This is a genomic window from Pseudomonas sp. J380, assembly GCF_009827115.1.
In the GTDB taxonomy this organism is placed as follows: Bacteria; Pseudomonadota; Gammaproteobacteria; order Pseudomonadales; family Pseudomonadaceae; genus Aquipseudomonas; species Aquipseudomonas paracarnis.
In genome coordinates this window covers 3,542,136-3,558,631 of the sequence record NZ_CP043060.1, presented here as the reverse complement: position 1 = coordinate 3,558,631, position 16,496 = coordinate 3,542,136, and the positions used below count along the sequence as shown (strand labels likewise).

Sequence of the window (16,496 nt, the reverse complement as noted above, 5' to 3'; positions counted from 1 at the left end):
CAAGGATATAGATACTTATTCGCTCACATTTTCGTCCTCGCCAGCGTGAACGGTGTGGCTAGGCTTTTTGTTGTGCACCACCGGTCTGTTTGCGGCTATAGCAAATTGCGATAGTTCGAATTCAGGTTTAACCTTCATAGCAAGATGCGATAAGGACGTTGCATGCGAGTCATCAGTGAAAGCAGGATCTGGGAAGCAAAAGGAAAATGGCCGCGCTCTGCAACAGCTCTGGATCAGTGGTATCGCGTGATCAAGCGCAACGCCCCCAAGGACTTTGCCGCAATGAAAGCCATGTTTCCCGCCACCGACAAGGTAGGTGAATTTCATGTATTTGATATTGGCGGTAACAAGCTGAGGTTGATTGCGTCGGTGCAGTATCGAATGCAGCGCGTTTACATCAAACGCCTGCTTGACCACCGTGATTATGAGAAAAACAAATGGAAGGAAAAAATCAGATGAGCGCACTTATGCGAGTGGCGGCAGAGCACTGGCAGTTCGTTTCGCCTGTGCTGCGCAAGCCGGAAAACGAGGCAGACTACGACGCATTGGTATGCGGTTTGGATGAGCTATTGAGTCTGGTGGGTGAAGACGAGGACAGCCCGCTGATGAGCCTGGTCGACATTCTGAGCGACTGGATCGAAGCTTATGATCGTGAGCATCGCCCAATGCCCGTCGCCATCGGGGTCGATGTGCTGCGCTACATGATGCGCGAGCACAATCTTACCCAGAGTGACCTTCCTGGCGTTGGGGCGCAATCGGTTGTCTCGGAGATACTGAGCGGAAAACGCCAGCTCAACGTGCGCCAGATTCGTTGGCTGGCCGAGCGTTTCGGGGTGTCGGTGGAGACCTTTATCTAAGGGGTCACGACGAACAACTAATCTCCAAATGCTTGCCCCAATCCGGCGGCCGTTGCGCGTACTGCTCCATGCCAGCTTGTTCCTCAAACGGCCTGGTCAGCACGTCATGCAGCCGCCGCACTTCGCTGTAGTCGCCTGATTCGGCGGCGGTGATGGCGTTTTGGGCCAGGTAGTTGCGCAGGATGTACAGCGGGTTGACCGCGTGCATGCGCTCACGGCGCTGTTCCTGGGTGTAATCCCCATCCCGTGCAACACGGGCCTTGTACCGCTCGGCCCAGGCATCAAACCCGGCCATGTCGACAAAGTCATCACGCAACCGCGCCACGGCTAACGTCGCCGATTCGTCGCCCAGGCGGCGGAAGAACAGCGTGTAGTCCACACCGCTGTTCTGCATCAGCTTGAGCAAACCCTCCACCAGCGTCTGGTCGTCCTCTTCGGCGGTGGTCAGCCCCAGCCGGCGGCGCATCAGGTCCAGGTAGTGCGCTTGATACAGCGGCAGGTACAGGCCGAGGGCTTCTTTCAGTGCGTCAACGCTGATGAACGGTGTAAGCGCCTGGGCCAAGGCGCTGAGGTTCCACTGCCCGATCGGCACCTGGTTGCTGAAGGAGTAGCGCCCTTCATGGTCGGAATGATTGCAGATGAAGTGCGCGTCAAAATCATCGAGAAACGCGAAGGGCCCGAAGTCGAAGGTAATGCCCAGGATCGACATGTTGTCGGTGTTCATCACGCCGTGGCAAAAACCATAAGCCTGCCATTTGGCGATCATTTCGGCGTTGCGCTCGACGATCTCGCGGAACATCGCCAGGTAAGGCTCGGGTTGCTCGCGGCATTCGGGGTAGTGCAGGTTCAGCACGTGCTCGGCGAGTTCGGCCTGCTGCTCAGGCTTCTTGGTGTAGTAGAAATATTCGAAGTGTCCGAAGCGAATATGGCTGTGGGCCAGGCGTAAAACCATCGCCCCGCGTTCCTGTTTCTCCCGCCATACCGGCGTGCTGGAACCGATCACGCACAGGGCGCGGCTGGTGGGGATGCCTAGCGCATGCAGGGCCTCGGAGGCGAGGAATTCACGAATCGAAGAGCGCAACACGGCACGCCCGTCGCCCATGCGCGAGTAAGGCGTCATCCCGGCGCCCTTGAGGTGTAAATCCCAATGCTCGCCGGCCTCGTTATAGACCTCGCCCAGCAATAACCCGCGGCCATCGCCCAACTGCGGGGTGTAGCCGCCGAATTGATGCCCGGAATACACCATCGCCCGTGGTTCTGCCTCGGCCCACAGCTTGTGGCCGCCGAACAGCTCGGCAAATACCGGGGTTTCGGCCACGGCCGGGTCGAGGTCAAGCAGGGCCATGGCGGCCTTGCTCGCGACGACCAGGCGCGGCTCATCGAGGGGCTCTGGCAGTACGTGGGTCGAAAATGCGTCGCCCAGGCGTGCGAAGCGGTTGTCGAAGGTCAGTTCGTCGAGGGCTTTCACCGGCCATCTCCAGCAGAATTTCCGAGCATTCTGCTGGGGATAGGGCGTTTAGTCGAGTTTGCTGGGTGGCGGCTCCGGCGCATCCACGACTTTGCCTGCAGGAGGCTCGGGGGCGTCGGGCTTGTCGAGCGGCTCGGCAATGGTCTTGCGCTCGTCTTCGGCCGGCACCAATTTGTATTCCTGGCCGTGAAGATTCTTCAGGTAGATTTCCATCTGCCGGAACGAGATGTTGATGTGCTGTTTCTTGAACTCACGATTGATGTAGCGGTTGACCTCGTCCAACACCGGGTTGCGATCGCCCAGGTCGCGAACATGCATGCGCAGTTCGTGGTCGAGGGTGCTTTCGCCGAAGTTGAGGAAATACACGTGGGGTTCCGGCTCTTTGAGTACCCGTGGGTTTTCTCGCGCCGCCTTGAGTAGCAATTCCTTCACCAGGTCCAGGTCGGAGCCATAGTCCACGCCCAGTTTCAGGGTGACACGGGTGATGGTGTCGGTCAGCGACCAGTTGATCAGTTGCCCGGTGATGAAGGTCTTGTTGGGGACGATGATGTCCTTGTTGTCGAAGTCGGTGATGGTGGTGGCACGAATGCGGATCTTGCTTACCGTACCCGACAGGTTGCCGATGGTAATGGTGTCGCCGATGCGCACCGGGCGTTCGAACAAAATCATGATGCCGGAGATGAAGTTGGCGAAGATCTCCTGCATGCCGAAACCCAGGCCCACCGACAGCGCGGCCACCAGCCATTGCAGCTTGTCCCAGCTCACACCGAGGGTGGAAAGGGTGGTGACAAAGCCCACGCCGGCAATGATGTAGGACAGCAAGGTGGTGGTGGCGTAGGCGCTGCCTTGGGCCAGGTCGAGCTTGGACAGCACCAGGACTTCGAGCAGGCCGGGCAGGTTGCGCGCCAGGGCGAAGGTGATACCGATGATGATCGACGCGCCCAGCAGGTCGCCGATGCTGATGGGCACCATGCTGATATTTGCACCTGTGCCGCTGGTGTATTCGTACAGGGTGACGTTGTCCAGGTAGGAAAATACCGAGATCAGGTCCGACCACACCCAGTACAGCGCCGCGATAAAGCCGCCGAGCAGGGCCAGGCGGATCAGGCGCATGGACTGTTCGTTGACCTGCTCGATGTCCAGGGTCGGCTCTTCGATCACCGCTTCGCCGTCACCGGCCTCCTTGGCTGCCTGGCGTTTGGCCAGGGCCCGGGCGTAGGCCAGGCGCCTTGCGGCAACACCCAGGCCGCGCACGAAGGTGGCCTCGATCACCAGCCAGAACATCAGCAGGTACAGGGTATTGATCAGCCGGTCGCTGAGTTTCAGCGCGGTGTAGTAATAGCCAAAGCACACGGCAATAAACAGAGCGATGGGCAGCGCGGTGAACACCACCCCGATAGCTTTGCGAAACAACGAGGCCTTTTCGTGGGTTGGGCTGTTCAGCAGCAGGCGGCCCAGCAGCCAGGCCATCAGCCCGTAGCAGGTCAGTACCACGGCGATACCCAACACGTCGTCAGCCAGCGCCGCCGGTTGATGTTCGGCAATTGCGACCACGGCCACCAGCGCCAGTACCACCAGCCCGAGCTTGCGTATCCAGCCTTGCAGGAATTCGACCTGCGGCCTTTCCCAGCGAAAGTGCAGCTCCGCCACGCCGCCCGGCGCGAGGATGCGGTAGGCGGTGTAGAACACCAGCCAGGCTTGGGCGATCTGCAGCAAGGCCGCGCCCAGGTTGGCGTTTTGCCCGCGGGCGTCGATCTGCAACGCGTAGCCGCACAGCGCCAGGCCCAGGGCCACGGGCATCGCCAGCAGGATGTTGATCAGGATGGCCTGCGGCGTATGCCACTGGCTGTCGCGCTTGAAGTGGCCGATGTCCTGGTGAACCTTTTTCAGGCGCACATACAGCGCATTGCGTCGCCACAACAGCGCGCCGATCAGCAACAGCAACGGCAGGAACAGCAGTGGGCGTTGGGTCAGGCCGTCATACAGCTCACTGACGCTGGACGCCCAAGGCAGGGTGGTGACCTGTTTGCTCAGATGCGCCGGTACGGTTTCCAGCCATTCAGTGTCCAGCGGCTTGTTGCTGGGGATCCAGAACATTTGCTCGTCGAGCGTGGCCCGCAGGGTGCTGGCGGTGCTGAGCAGTTGTTTCTGGTTCAGTTGCAGGGTGATGGATTCGTTGAGCAGTGCACTCAGCTCGCGGCTCAGACGCTCCAACAGGTCGCTGCGGGTGATCGCCACTTCCAGCAAGGTGCGGCGCAGTTGCGGGGTGACCTCATCCGGTGGCTGGTTCGCCAGCAGGTTGTCCACATAGGCGCTTGGGGAACTGATCAGCTCACGCTGTTGGTTGACCTCGAACTGATACAGGCGAATGTTGGCGATGTCGTCGGCCAGGTCTTTGTCCACGGTGAGACGCGGCAGGGCCTGCTTTTGTTTATAGAGAATCTTGGACAGCAGCAGGCTGCCCTTGAGCACGTTGATCTGCTCGTCCAGGGCCGAATCGCTTTGGGTCACGGTGTCCAGTTGCTGCTTGGTCTGCAGGTTTTTCTGGGTCAGGTCGTTGAGGCGGTCGGTGCTTTTGAGCAGGTAGTCGGACAGCTTCAGGTTGTCTGCGCTTTCCTTGGCAAGGATGCTACTGCCGCCGGCTTTCTGCGCTTCGATGGACTGTTGGGTCACCGTCTGCTGGGACTGGGCCAGGCGTTTCTGGTTGATCAGGGTTTGCAGGTCCTGGATTTCTTGCTCCAGGCGTGCGGTTTTTTCCTGAATCAGGTCGTGCTGGCTGTTGCCCAGGTCTTGCAGCTGGCTGTTGCCGGCCAATTCCTGGCGGCGCAGGGGAATCAAGGCATTCAGGGCCGCCAGTTCGGCGTTGAGCTGGTTGCGCTGGTCGCCGCTGAGAGGTTTGCCATTGTCTTTGCCAAGCTTGAGCGTCGCGTTGATTTGCTGGATGCGCGTCTGACTGCTGCTGATCTCGGTCTGGGCGCGCTCAGGGCGGGTCTGGGCGGCGATGGTCAGGCTGTTGGCGTCGGCCAGTTCTTTTTGCAGGTCGCCTTGCTGGGTGCTGCGTTGCACCAATAACTGCTCAAGCTGCGGCACCGGCAGGCTGGCGTAGCGTTGGGCCACCGGAATGATTTTGGTGGCCTTGAGGCGCGCCAGCTCACGCTGGTTCTCATTGGTCTGGCGCGGGGCCTCTTCCAGCTGGCGCTTGAGGTCGGCCAGGCGCTGCTCGTAGTCCTGCTGATTGCCCAGGTAGGTCAGGGTCTGTTGCAGGGTCGCCTGCAGCGCCTTCATGTCGGCGTCAGGCAGCTTGCGGTCGGGCAGTTTATCCAGGCTTTGCTGGACGGCTTCGGCGCTGGGCGGGTCGGCGGCGTATACGCTGCCAACACAAAGGGTCAGGCCCAGCAGGGCAGTGGCGAGAAAAGTACGCAGGGTTGGCATAGAGACCGGTCTTGCAAAGTGAAGAATCGGGGCGTCGTTGTCCCGCAGTTTAGAGGAAGAGTCCGGGGCCCGGGCGACTTCCTTCGGGGAATCTGACGCCGACTTTGCCAATCTTGTTCCCGTCCATGACGGCGACGGTCCAGATGGTGTTGTTCCACTCCACCTGGTCGCCGACTACCGGTGCACCGCCAACCTTCTGGGTAATGAAGCGGCTCAATGGCATGTCCGGGTCGATACCTTCAAGCTTGAGCCCGTACAAGGCGGAAACCGCGCCCAGCTGGGCGTCGCCTTCGAGTACGAAGTCACCGAAGAAGCGCAAATCGAGGCCCCGTTGCGGCGCCTGGCTGAACAATTTGCCCAGGGCCGGCAGGTTGTGTTCGTGGCCGATCACACAGAGCAAATCGCCGACTTCCAGCACCGTACTACCCGACGGATGGAGCAGTTGCTGGCCACGAAACAGCGCGGCGATGCGCGTGCCTTCGGGCATTTTCAGCTCGCGCAGGGCCGCGCCGATGCACCATTTTTCGGCGCCCAGGCGGTAGACGAACAGCTCCCACTCGCTGGTAACGTGCACTTCCAGGGCCGCGCGGGAGATCGGCGCCGGGTCTGGCGGTACGGTGACTTTGAGCAACTTGGCCACCCACGGCAGGCTGGTGCCCTGCACCAACAGCGAGACCAGCACGATAAAGAATGCCAGGTTGAAGTACAGCTGCGCATGGGGCAGGCCGGCCATCAGCGGGAACACCGCGAGGATGATCGGTACCGCGCCGCGCAGGCCCACCCAGGCTATAAAGGCTTTTTCGCGCCCGTGGAACGCCTTGAATGGCAGCAGGCCAACCATCACCGACAGCGGCCGGGCAAACAGGATCATCCACAGCGCCAGGCCCAGGGCGGGCAGGGCGATGGGCAGCAAATCGTGAGGCGTGACCAGCAGGCCCAGCACCAAGAACATCCCGATCTGCGCCAGCCAGGCCATGCCGTCGAGCATATGCAAAATGCCATGCCGGCTGCGCACCGGGCGGTTGCCGATGACCAAGCCGCACAGGTACACGGCGAGGAAGCCGCTGCCGTGCAGGGCGTTGGTCAGGGCGAATACGAATAGGCCGCCCGCGATCACAAGGATCGGGTACAGGCCGTTGGCCAGGTTGATGCGGTTGACCAGTTGCAACATCAGCCAGCCGCCGCCCAGGCCTACCAGGCCACCGATGCCGAATTCGCGGATCAGGTGCGTGAGCAGGCTCCAGTGCAGGCCGGTCTGGCCGCTGGCGAGCATGTCGATCAGGGTGACGGTGAGGAACACCGCCATCGGGTCGTTGCTGCCGGATTCGATTTCCAGGCTGGCGCTGACCCGCTCGTTGAGGCCCTTGCCGCCCAGCAGCGAGAATACCGCCGCGGCGTCCGTGGAGCCGACGATGGCGCCGATCAGCAAGCCTTGGATGATGTTGAGGTCGAACAGCCAGGCCGCCGCCATGCCCGTGAGGCCGGTGGTAATCAACACCCCCACCGTGGCCAGGGACAAGGCCGGCCACAGCGCCACGCGGAAACTCGCCACCCGGGTGCGCAAACCGCCGTCGAGCAGGATCACGGCGAGGGCGAGGTTGCCCACCAGATAGGCGGTGGGGTAGTTATCGAAAATGATGCCACCGCCATCGACCCCGGCGGTCATGCCCACGGCCAGGATAATCACCAGGATAGGGATACCCAGGCGTGACGAAAGCGAACTCACCAGAATGCTCGCAGTCACCAGCAACGCGCCGATCAAGAACAGGCTGTTGATGGTCGTCGCATTCAAAGGCAGTACTCCAGGGCAGGGGGAAGACAGGGCGCAAACTGACCATGCAGTCTGCGTGCCAGGGATTCTAACCTGTTGAATTGCTGCGCTGTCAAAAAGCTTTTGTGGCTGCACATCGCTCAAATGTGGGAGCTGGCTTGCCTGCGATTGCGGTGTGCCAGGCGCCATGGGCGTCAGCTGACAGATTGCTATCGCAGGCAAGCCAGCTCCCACAAGGTATGCGGTGTGAGCAAAGGCTTATTTCAGAGGCGGAACCTTCCGACCATCCCATTCAGATCCACCGCCAAGCGCGACAACTCACCGCTCGCCGCGCTGGTCTGGCTGGCGCCGGTTGCCGATTGCACCGACAGGTCACGGATATTCACCAGGTTGCGGTCCACTTCCCGCGCCACCTGGGCCTGTTCTTCCGCCGCACTGGCGATCACCAGGTTGCGCTCGTTGATCTCCACAATCGCCGTGTTGATAGTGTCCAGCGACAGGCCCGCGCCTCGGGCGATGTTGAGTGTCGATTCGGCGCGCTCGGTGCTGTTGCGCATCGAATCCACCGCGTGTTCAGTGCCTGTCTGGATGCTGCCGATCATGCGCTCGATTTCGCTGGTGGACTGCTGGGTGCGATGGGCCAGCGCCCGCACTTCATCGGCCACCACGGCGAAACCACGCCCGGCTTCCCCGGCTCGAGCTGCTTCGATCGCGGCGTTCAGGGCCAGCAGGTTGGTCTGGTCAGCCAGGCCACGGATCACGTCCAGCACTTTACCGATATCCCTCGATTCATTGGCCAGGTCGCCAATCAGGGAGGCGGTGGCCTGCACGTCGGTACTCATGCGTTCGATAGCGCTAACGGTTTCCTGCACCAGGTCGCGACCGTCACCGGCAGAGGTGGTGGCATTGCGCGAGGCTTCGGAGGTGCTCACCGCGTTGCGTGCGACTTCTTCCACCGCACTGGTCATCTCGTTGACGGCAGTGGCGGCCTGTTCGATTTCGTTGTTCTGCTGGGTCAGGCCACGGGCGCTTTCGTCGGTGACCGCATTCAGCTCTTCAGCGGCAGACGCCAGCTGGGTAGCGGAGCCGGCGATACGTTGCAGGGTGTCGCGCAGTTTGTGTTGCATCTTGGCCATGGCCGCGAGCAGGCGCCCGGCTTCGTCGTTGCCGTCCACACTGATCGGGCGCGTCAGGTTGCCTTCGGCCACTTCTTCGGCGGCTTCTAGCGCCTGGGCGATGGGCAGGGTGATGCTGCGGGTCAGCAACCAGGCAAACAGCAAGGTCAGCGCCGTGGCAATCACCAGCAGGCCTACCACCAGGTCAAAGGCCATGTCGTATTGGTCTTTGGCGCGCTGGTTGGTGGCGTTGGCGTCGTCGTTATTGATATCCAGCAAGCGGGTCAAGACCGCATTGACCTGCTCGGAGTTGTCCAGCAACTCGGTGTTGAGCAGGCTGCGCAGCTCGTTGACCTGATTGGCGCGAGACAGGCTCTTCATGCGCTCTTCAATCTGGCGGTACTGGCCCAGCAGGCGCACGTACTCGTTGTAAGCGTTGCGCTCTTCGGTGCTGGTGATCAGTTTTTCGTAGATGTCCTGGGCTGTGCGAATCTGTTGATTGCGCAGTTCGAAGGCTTCCAGGGTCTTTTGCTGTACATCCGGCTCGCGGTTGGTCAGCAAGCGGTACGACAGCACGCGCAGGCGCAGGGTCAGTTGGGTGAATTCATCCAGGGCGCGAATGCTGGGCACGCTGGCCGAGGTGATGTCTTCGGTGGCTGCACGAATTTTGCTCATCTGGTTCAGGGCGAACACACCGAGCAACAACATCAAGGCGCCAATAAACGCGAAGCCGAGGAAGGCCCTCGGGGCGATATTCATATTACGAAGAGACATGCTGGAGTCCTGGGGGAGGCGCTATCCATGCGGCCATGAGACGAGGTGTGCCCGCCTTATCGGCCATGCGACTAAAGTCTTAAGGGGGCGCGCGCTTTTGTCGCATCGGACCAGGGGTTGGGTGAGTTCAGGAACCAGATCGGGTAAATGCAGTCACTAAGGCTCGAAAGTGCGGCCCGGCCTTGCATCATCGGGCTGCGCGGCCAGGGATAACCCTGGCATCCGAGGTGAATTTTCTTTATCGTCACCGCCCTTTTTAAAAGCCCGAGAAATCAAAATGTTAGAAGCATCCCTCAGCCAATTGGAACAACTGGTCAGCGACCTCGTACAGCAGAATCAAGAATTGCTGGGCAGCAACGAATCCCTCAAGGCCGAGCTGGCCCGCGCCAAGGACGAAAACGACAGCCTGCAACTGAACCTGATGGAACAGGAAGAAAAGCACGGCGCCACCGCCGCCCGCATTCAGGCGCTGGTTGAGCGTGTAAGTGCAGGGCCTGTCAGCGCATGAGTGAGGGCATAAAGGTCGTTTCGATTCTCGGAGAGGATTACTCGATCAAGGCACCGGCCGGCGAAGATCAGACCCTGATGCATGCCGTGACCATGCTCAAGGCCTCCCTGGCGGTTACCAAGAAAAAGTACCCGACCCTGATCGGTGACAAACTATTGGTACTGGCCGCGCTGAACTTGTGCGCCGAGCAGATTGAAATGCAACAGGCTCACCAGCAGGAACTCGACCGTTACCAAGAGCAAGTCAGCGCCACGGTCGATGTGATCTCCAAGGTGATCGGTCAGCCTTAGAACCACTCGTCTTGCATGCCCAGGCACGTATCGTCGCGTGCTTCCAGAATCGCCAGTTCATGATGGCAGCTCGGTACTTCCCAGGTCAGGAAGTACCGGGCGGCCTGGAGCTTGCCCTTATAAAAGGCCGCGTCAGCCGCGTCACCCTTGGCCAGCCCTTCTTCGGCGCGGATCGCCTGTTCCAGCCAGCGCCAGCCAATCACCGTGTGCCCGAACACTTTCAAGTACAGCGCCGAGTTCGCCAGGCTGCTGTTGACCTTGCCTTGGGCGAGATCGGTCAGCAGGCCAATCGTGACGCTTTGCAGCCGGTTTACCAGTTGCTCCAGAGGCTCTCGCAGTGCCGTGAGTGAAGGGTGCTTTTGCGCCCGGGCTCCAGTTTCGGCGATCAGGCGGATCAATTGCTTTAAGCCGGCGCCGCCGTTCTGCGCCAATTTGCGCCCGAGCAGGTCCAGGGACTGGATGCCGTGGGTGCCTTCATGGATGGGGTTCAGACGGTTGTCGCGGTAGTACTGCTCCACCGGGTATTCGCGGGTGTAGCCGTGGCCGCCGAGAATCTGGATCGCCAGCTCGTTGGCCTTGAGGCAGAACTCCGACGGCCAGGATTTGACGATGGGCGTAAGCAGGTCCAGCAGTTCGTGGGCTTGTTTGCGCTCAGTGTCGGTTGCCAGGGTGGTGGTGTCGTCGAATACCCGCGCCGCGTACAGGCCGAGGTCAAAGGCGCCTTCCACATAGGCTTTCTGGGTCAGTAGCATGCGCTTGATGTCGGCGTGCTGGATGATCGCCACCGGTGCGGTGCTCGGGTCTTTGCTATCAGGCAGGCGCCCCTGGGGCCGTTCGCGGGCGTAGTCCAGGGAGTAGAGGTAGCCGGCGTAACCGAGCATCACCGCGCCCATGCCCACGCCGATGCGTGCCTCGTTCATCATCTGGAACATGCAGCTCAGCCCCTGGTGCGGCTTGCCCACCAGGTAGCCGACACAGTTGCCGTTATCGCCAAAGTTAAGCGCCGTGGACGTGGTGCCGCGCCAGCCCATCTTGTGGAACAGCCCCGCCAGCAGCACATCGTTGCGAGCGCCCAGGCTGCCGTCATCGTTGACCAGGAACTTGGGCACGATAAACAGCGAAATGCCCTTCACGCCTGCGGGAGCGTCCGGCAATTTGGCCAGCACCATGTGCACGATGTTTTCCGACAGCGAATGGTCGCCACCGGAGATAAAGATCTTGTTGCCCTTGAGCCGATAACTGCCGTCAGCCGCGGGTTCTGCACGGGTCCGAATGTCCGACAGGGAGGAACCGGCATGGGGCTCGGTCAGGGCCATGGTGCCGAAGAAGCGCCCGTCGATCATTGGCTGCAGGAAGCGTTGTTTCTGCTCCTCGGTGCCGAAGCTCTCAATGAGGTTGGCGGCGCCCATGGTCAGGAACGGGTAGGACGTCGAGGCGGCGTTGGCCGATTGGAAGTGCGCGAAACAAGCCTGGGACAACAGGGTCGGCAGTTGCATGCCGCCTGCTTCAAAGCTACGTGCTGCGTTGAGGAAGCCGGCTTCAAGGAAGGCGTCCACGGCGGGTTTGACCTCCGGGATCAGGATCGCCTGGCCGTTTTCATAGCGCGGTTCGTTTTCGTCGTTCTTGCGGTTGTGAGGGGCGAAGTACTTTTCTGCGATGTTGCGCGCCGTGCTGATCGCGGCATTGAAGGTTTCGCGGTTGTGTTCGGCAAACCGCTCGCGCTGGGTCAGGCCCTCGGCATCGAGGACTTCGTACAGCTCGAAAGCCAGATTGCGGGAACTGAGCAGCGTCTCGGACATGGCGGCGTACCTTTGAAGGAATTGGCCTGAGTCTAAGTCCGCGAATGGAGGGTGGATAGCAAGATTGATTTAAGTGATAGAAGGGCAGAACGCTGGCGAGGCATCGAGATCGTTCCCACGCTCTGCGTGGGAACGCCTCTTTTGACGCTCCGCGTCACGCTTCTGGACGCAGAGCGTCCTTGAGCTGCATTCCCACGCGGAGCGTGGGAACGATCAGCCGCGATCAGCCGCGTTGTGTCAGTTAGCCGATGGTCATCAGGCTGGCGTTACCACCCGCTGCAGCAGTGTTGACGCTCAACGCACGCTCGATCACCAGACGCTCCAGCGCAATCGCCGTTTCGCCTTGCGACATGCCATGCACCCCAACAATCGCCCCACCGCGCTGCGCCACTTGCTGGCACACCGCACGCAGTTGGTCGGAATCACCGTGATGCAGCACAGCGTCAAACACCACGTCGTCCTTGGACCAGTCGGCCACGCGCTTGATCTTCGCCTGAATCTCTTTAGGCAGGCGTGGGAACAAGGCCTTGGTCAGCTCGGTTTCCGGCCATACCGCCGAACCGCCGACGGCCAATACCGCCGCCAGTTGGGTCAGCAGGTCGCCTTCCACTTCGGCCAGGCACAGTACGTGTTCGCGCGGCAGGATGGCGTAGCTGTTGCGCTCGCCGGTCGGGCCGGCCAGTTGGCGGGTGATACCGCTTTGCGATTGCGCTGCGAACTGCGTGCACAGGGCGCTCAGTTCACTGAACTTATTGCCGTCGGCCCAGGTTTTCAGGGCGGTCAGCGATTGGCTCATGGCATCACGCAGGCGCACATCCGGCGCGGCCAGCTTGTCGCCCCGTACGAAGGATTGCTCGATCGCATCGGTAGGACGAGTCGACAGCAAGCGGTACAGGTACAGCGGGCCACCGGCTTTCGGGCCTGTGCCGGACAGGCCTTCACCGCCGAACGGCTGCACGCCGACCACGGCGCCAACAATGTTGCGGTTGACGTAGACGTTACCGGCATTGACGTTGTCGATCACCTTGGCGATGGTCTCGTCAATGCGCGTGTGCACGCCCAGGGTCAGGCCGTAGCCGGAAGCGTTGATCTGGCCGATGAGCTGGTCGATCTCTTTGCGCTTGTAGCGCACTACGTGCAGCACCGGGCCGAAGATCTCGCGTTGCAGTTCGTCGAAGCTTTCCAGCTCGATCAGGGTCGGCATCACGAAGGTGCCGCGCTTGATCTCTTCACCGTCGGCAATCGCCACCTGGTAAACGTTGCGGCCTTTGTCACGCATGGCCTGGATGTGTTTCTCGATACCGGCCTTGGCTTCGGCGTCGATCACCGGGCCAATGTCGACCGACAGGCGTTCCGGGTTACCCAGGCGGCATTCAGCCATGGCACCCTTGAGCATTTCGACCACACGGTCTGCCGAATCTTCCTGCAGGCACAGTACGCGCAGGGCCGAGCAACGTTGACCGGCGCTGTCGAAGGCCGACGATACGACGTCGATCACCACTTGTTCGGTCAGTGCCGAGGAATCGACGATCATCGCGTTCTGGCCACCAGTCTCGGCGATCAGTGGAATCGGGCGACCCTGGGCATCCAGGCGACCGGCGACATTGCGTTGCAGCAGGCGCGCCACTTCGGTGGAACCGGTGAACATCACGCCTTTGACGCGATCATCACCCACCAGACGGGCACCGACGCTTTCGCCCTGGCCTGGCAGCAATTGCAGCACACCTTCCGGAATGCCAGCTTCAAGCAGGATGCGTACGGCCTGGGCTGCCACCAAGGGCGTCTGCTCGGCAGGCTTGGCCAGCACCGGGTTACCGGCAGCCAGCGCTGCAGCTACTTGGCCGCTGAAGATGGCGAGCGGGAAGTTCCACGGGCTGATGCACACCACTGGGCCCAATGGGCGGTGGGCGTCATTGGTAAAGTCGTTGCGCGCCTGCACTGCGTAGTAACGCAGGAAGTCCACGGCTTCACGCACTTCGGCGATGGCGTTGGCGAAGGTCTTGCCTGCTTCGCGGGCCAGCAGGCCCATCAGCGGCTGGATCTCGCCTTCCATCAGGTCGGCGGCGCGTTCCAGGATGGCAGCGCGTTCGGCGGGCGGGGTGGCCTGCCAGATCGGCGCGGCGCTGATGGCGCACTGGATGGCGTTGTCGACGTCTTCGACGGTGGCTTCCTGTACCTGGCCGACCACATCACGCAGGTCGGACGGGTTCAGCACCGGTTGAGCCGCTTCATTGCTGGCGGCGCAACCGAGCATCGGCGCGGCCTTCCAGTTGTTGTGAGCGGTGGCCAGCAGGGCGCAGGACAGCGAGGCCAGACGATGTTCGTTGGCCAGGTCGATACCGGCCGAGTTGGCGCGGTCGCTGCCGTACAGGTCACGCGGCAAAGGGATGCGCGGGTGTGGCAGGCCGAAACCGCCTTCCTGGGTTGCCATTTGCTCGATGCTGGCCACCGGGTCGGCTACCAGTTCCTGGATCGAGATGGACTGGTCAGCGATACGGTTGACGAACGAGGTGTTGGCGCCGTTTTCCAGTAGGCGGCGTACCAGATAGGCCAGCAGTGTTTCGTGGGTACCAACCGGCGCGTATACACGGCACGGACGGTTCAGCTTGCCTTCGGAAACCTTGCCTACAACCTGTTCGTACAGCGGTTCACCCATGCCGTGCAAACACTGGAACTCGTACTGGCCGGGGTAATAGTTCTGACCGGCGATGTGGTAGATAGCCGACAGGGTGTGGGCGTTGTGCGTGGCGAACTGCGGGTAGATGACTTCCGGCACCGACAGCAGTTTGCGCGCGCAGGCAATGTAGGAAACGTCGGTGTACACCTTACGGGTGTACACCGGGTAGCCTTCCAGGCCTTCGACCTGGGCGCGCTTGATTTCGCTGTCCCAGTACGCGCCTTTTACCAGGCGGATCATCAGGCGATGGCGGCTGCGGCGGGCCAGGTCGATGACGTAGTCGATCACATATGGGCAACGCTTCTGGTACGCCTGGATCACAAAGCCGATGCCGTTCCAGCCGGTCAATTGCGGCTCGAAGCACAGGCGTTCGAGCAGGTCCAGGGACAGCTCCAGGCGGTCGGCTTCTTCGGCGTCGATGTTCAGGCCGATGTCGTACTGCTTGGCCAGCAAAGTCAGCGACAGCAGGCGCGGGTACAGCTCATCCATCACACGCTCGTACTGCGCACGGCTGTAGCGCGGGTGCAGGGCGGAGAGTTTGATGGAGATGCCCGGGCCTTCATAGATCCCACGGCCATGGGAGGCTTTGCCGATGGAATGAATGGCTTGTTCGTACGAGGCCAGGTACTTCTGGGCGTCGTGTTCGGTGAGTGCGGCTTCACCGAGCATGTCGTAGGAATAGCGGAAGCCCTTGGCTTCGAATTTGCTCGCATTGGCCAAGGCTTCGGCGATGGTTTCGCCGGTGACGAACTGCTCACCCATCAGGCGCATGGCCATGTCGACGCCCTTGCGGATCATCGGCTCGCCGCTCTTGCCGATGATGCGGCTCAGGGACGAGGTCAGGCCTGCTTCGTTGTGGGTGGACACCAGCTTGCCAGTCAGCAGCAGGCCCCAGGTAGCGGCGTTGACGAATAGCGATGGGCTGTTGCCCAGGTGGGGCTGCCAGTTGCCGGTGCTGATCTTGTCGCGGATCAGCGCATCGCGGGTGCCTTTGTCCGGGATACGCAGCAGCGCTTCGGCCAGGCACATCAGCGCCACGCCTTCCTGGGACGACAAGGAGAATTCTTGCAGCAGGCCCTGAACAATACCGGCACGGCCGCCGGCACTCTTCTGATTGCGCAGTTTTTCGGCAATGCTCGCGGCCAGCTTGTTGGTGGCTTCGGCCATCGGTGCCGGCAGGCGCGCCTGTTCGATCAGCATCGGTACCACTTCCGGCTCGGGGCGGCGGTAAGCGGCGGTGATTGCGGCACGCAATACCGATTGCGGCAGGATGCTCTCGGCGAACTCAAGGAAGCACTGGTGGGCGTGGTCGGCCTGGACCTCGCCGGCATCATCGGCCTCCTTGGTGCTCAAGCCATTGAGCTCGGACAGGGTTGCACCACCCTCGAGTTTCTCCAGGTAATTGAAAATCGCCTGCTTGATCAGCCAGTGCGGCGTGCGATCAATGGAGGTCGCGGCGGCCTTCAGGCGTTCGCGGGTCGGGTCGTCGAGTTTGACCCCAAGGGTGGTCGTTGCCATTTTTTTATCCTCATGGGTGCCACTACCGAGTGGCATCTGCTGGCGGCAAGATTAGCTTTGCCCATCCTGAGGTGCAACCGGGTGCAACCCTTTTGTTGGTTAAATATTCGACGCTTGATCGGAAAAAAATAAACACGCGACCGAATCCGCTTCGCGCTGGTGCATTTGCTTCTGAGATCAGCTGTTCTTGCTCCGAAAAGGAGCAAAAAAAGCGCGTTTGTCCTAAAACATACTTGGGTGCAACTTAAACGGCAGAAACTGGTTGCACCTTATTTGCTTTGTTGAAT

At 61.1% G+C, this 16,496-nt stretch carries 9 protein-coding genes and 2 pseudogenes; 4 read left to right on the top strand and 7 right to left on the bottom strand.

Going from position 1 to position 16,496, the window contains the following annotated elements:
- Positions 1 to 162: 162 nt before the first annotated feature.
- Both FXO12_RS16105 and FXO12_RS16100 read left to right on the top strand, forming a co-directional pair.
- Positions 163 to 459: a type II toxin-antitoxin system HigB family toxin gene (locus tag FXO12_RS16105; protein ID WP_057975413.1), complete on the top strand. Its 297-nt coding sequence runs from the start codon at positions 163 to 165 to the stop codon at positions 457 to 459.
- Positions 456 to 857 carry a type II toxin-antitoxin system HigA family antitoxin gene (locus tag FXO12_RS16100; protein ID WP_057975414.1) on the top strand — a complete coding sequence of 134 codons (402 nt, stop codon included), beginning with the start codon at positions 456 to 458 and terminating at the stop codon, positions 855 to 857. Before FXO12_RS16105 ends, FXO12_RS16100 begins: the two co-directional genes overlap by 4 nt.
- 4 nt (positions 858 to 861) lie before the next feature.
- Here FXO12_RS16100 and selO read toward each other — a convergent pair whose 3' ends face one another.
- The 5 genes and pseudogenes from selO to FXO12_RS29425 all read right to left on the bottom strand — a co-directional run.
- Positions 862 to 2,325 (bottom strand): protein adenylyltransferase SelO, encoded by a 1,464-nt coding sequence (gene selO, locus FXO12_RS16095; RefSeq protein ID WP_054918905.1) that lies wholly within the window; start codon positions 2,323 to 2,325, stop codon positions 862 to 864.
- Positions 2,326 to 2,373: 48 nt separating this feature from the next.
- A complete protein-coding gene (gene mscK, locus FXO12_RS16090; RefSeq protein WP_054896228.1) occupies positions 2,374 to 5,757 on the bottom strand; it encodes a mechanosensitive channel MscK in 3,384 nt (1,127 codons plus the stop codon).
- A gap of 49 nt (positions 5,758 to 5,806) precedes the next feature.
- Positions 5,807 to 7,549 (bottom strand): potassium/proton antiporter, encoded by a 1,743-nt coding sequence (locus tag FXO12_RS16085; protein ID WP_057975415.1) that lies wholly within the window; start codon positions 7,547 to 7,549, stop codon positions 5,807 to 5,809.
- A gap of 242 nt (positions 7,550 to 7,791) precedes the next feature.
- Positions 7,792 to 8,391: pseudogene (locus tag FXO12_RS29430) on the bottom strand (methyl-accepting chemotaxis protein); the annotation flags it as partial.
- A gap of 303 nt (positions 8,392 to 8,694) precedes the next feature.
- Positions 8,695 to 9,351, bottom strand: a pseudogene (locus tag FXO12_RS29425) (MCP four helix bundle domain-containing protein); the annotation flags it as partial.
- Positions 9,352 to 9,694: 343 nt separating this feature from the next.
- On the opposite strand from FXO12_RS29425, the gene FXO12_RS16075 reads away from it, so the two are divergent.
- Both FXO12_RS16075 and FXO12_RS16070 read left to right on the top strand, forming a co-directional pair.
- The gene (locus FXO12_RS16075; RefSeq protein WP_003187970.1) at positions 9,695 to 9,925 is read left to right on the top strand and encodes a hypothetical protein; all 231 of its coding nucleotides are present in this window, start codon (positions 9,695 to 9,697) and stop codon (positions 9,923 to 9,925) included.
- Positions 9,922 to 10,215 (top strand): cell division protein ZapA, encoded by a 294-nt coding sequence (locus FXO12_RS16070; protein WP_003187971.1) that lies wholly within the window; start codon positions 9,922 to 9,924, stop codon positions 10,213 to 10,215. The genes FXO12_RS16075 and FXO12_RS16070 overlap by 4 nt, the downstream gene beginning before the upstream one ends.
- On the opposite strand, the gene FXO12_RS16065 is transcribed toward FXO12_RS16070, so the two are convergent.
- Together FXO12_RS16065 and putA are read right to left on the bottom strand one after the other, a co-directional pair.
- On the bottom strand, positions 10,212 to 12,014 hold the full coding sequence (locus FXO12_RS16065) for an acyl-CoA dehydrogenase (protein ID WP_057975417.1): 1,803 nt from the start codon (positions 12,012 to 12,014) through the stop codon (positions 10,212 to 10,214). The genes FXO12_RS16070 and FXO12_RS16065 overlap by 4 nt on opposite strands.
- Before the next feature lie 241 nt (positions 12,015 to 12,255).
- The gene (gene putA / locus FXO12_RS16060; protein WP_054896231.1) at positions 12,256 to 16,209 is read right to left on the bottom strand and encodes a trifunctional transcriptional regulator/proline dehydrogenase/L-glutamate gamma-semialdehyde dehydrogenase; all 3,954 of its coding nucleotides are present in this window, start codon (positions 16,207 to 16,209) and stop codon (positions 12,256 to 12,258) included.
- Between the last annotated feature and the right edge of the window lie 287 nt (positions 16,210 to 16,496).

Bases quoted from the DNA above. Each gene is read 5' to 3' on its own strand.
- FXO12_RS16100 (WP_057975414.1), top strand. From the start codon at position 456: ATGAGCGCACTTATGCGAGTGGCGGCAGAGCACTGGCAGTTCGTTTCG.
- FXO12_RS16105 (WP_057975413.1), top strand. From the start codon at position 163: ATGCGAGTCATCAGTGAAAGCAGGATCTGGGAAGCAAAAGGAAAATGG.
- FXO12_RS16065 (WP_057975417.1), bottom strand. From the start codon at position 12,014: ATGTCCGAGACGCTGCTCAGTTCCCGCAATCTGGCTTTCGAGCTGTAC.
- putA (WP_054896231.1), bottom strand. From the start codon at position 16,209: ATGGCAACGACCACCCTTGGGGTCAAACTCGACGACCCGACCCGCGAA.
- FXO12_RS16070 (WP_003187971.1), top strand. From the start codon at position 9,922: ATGAGTGAGGGCATAAAGGTCGTTTCGATTCTCGGAGAGGATTACTCG.
- mscK (WP_054896228.1), bottom strand. From the start codon at position 5,757: ATGCCAACCCTGCGTACTTTTCTCGCCACTGCCCTGCTGGGCCTGACC.
- FXO12_RS16075 (WP_003187970.1), top strand. From the start codon at position 9,695: ATGTTAGAAGCATCCCTCAGCCAATTGGAACAACTGGTCAGCGACCTC.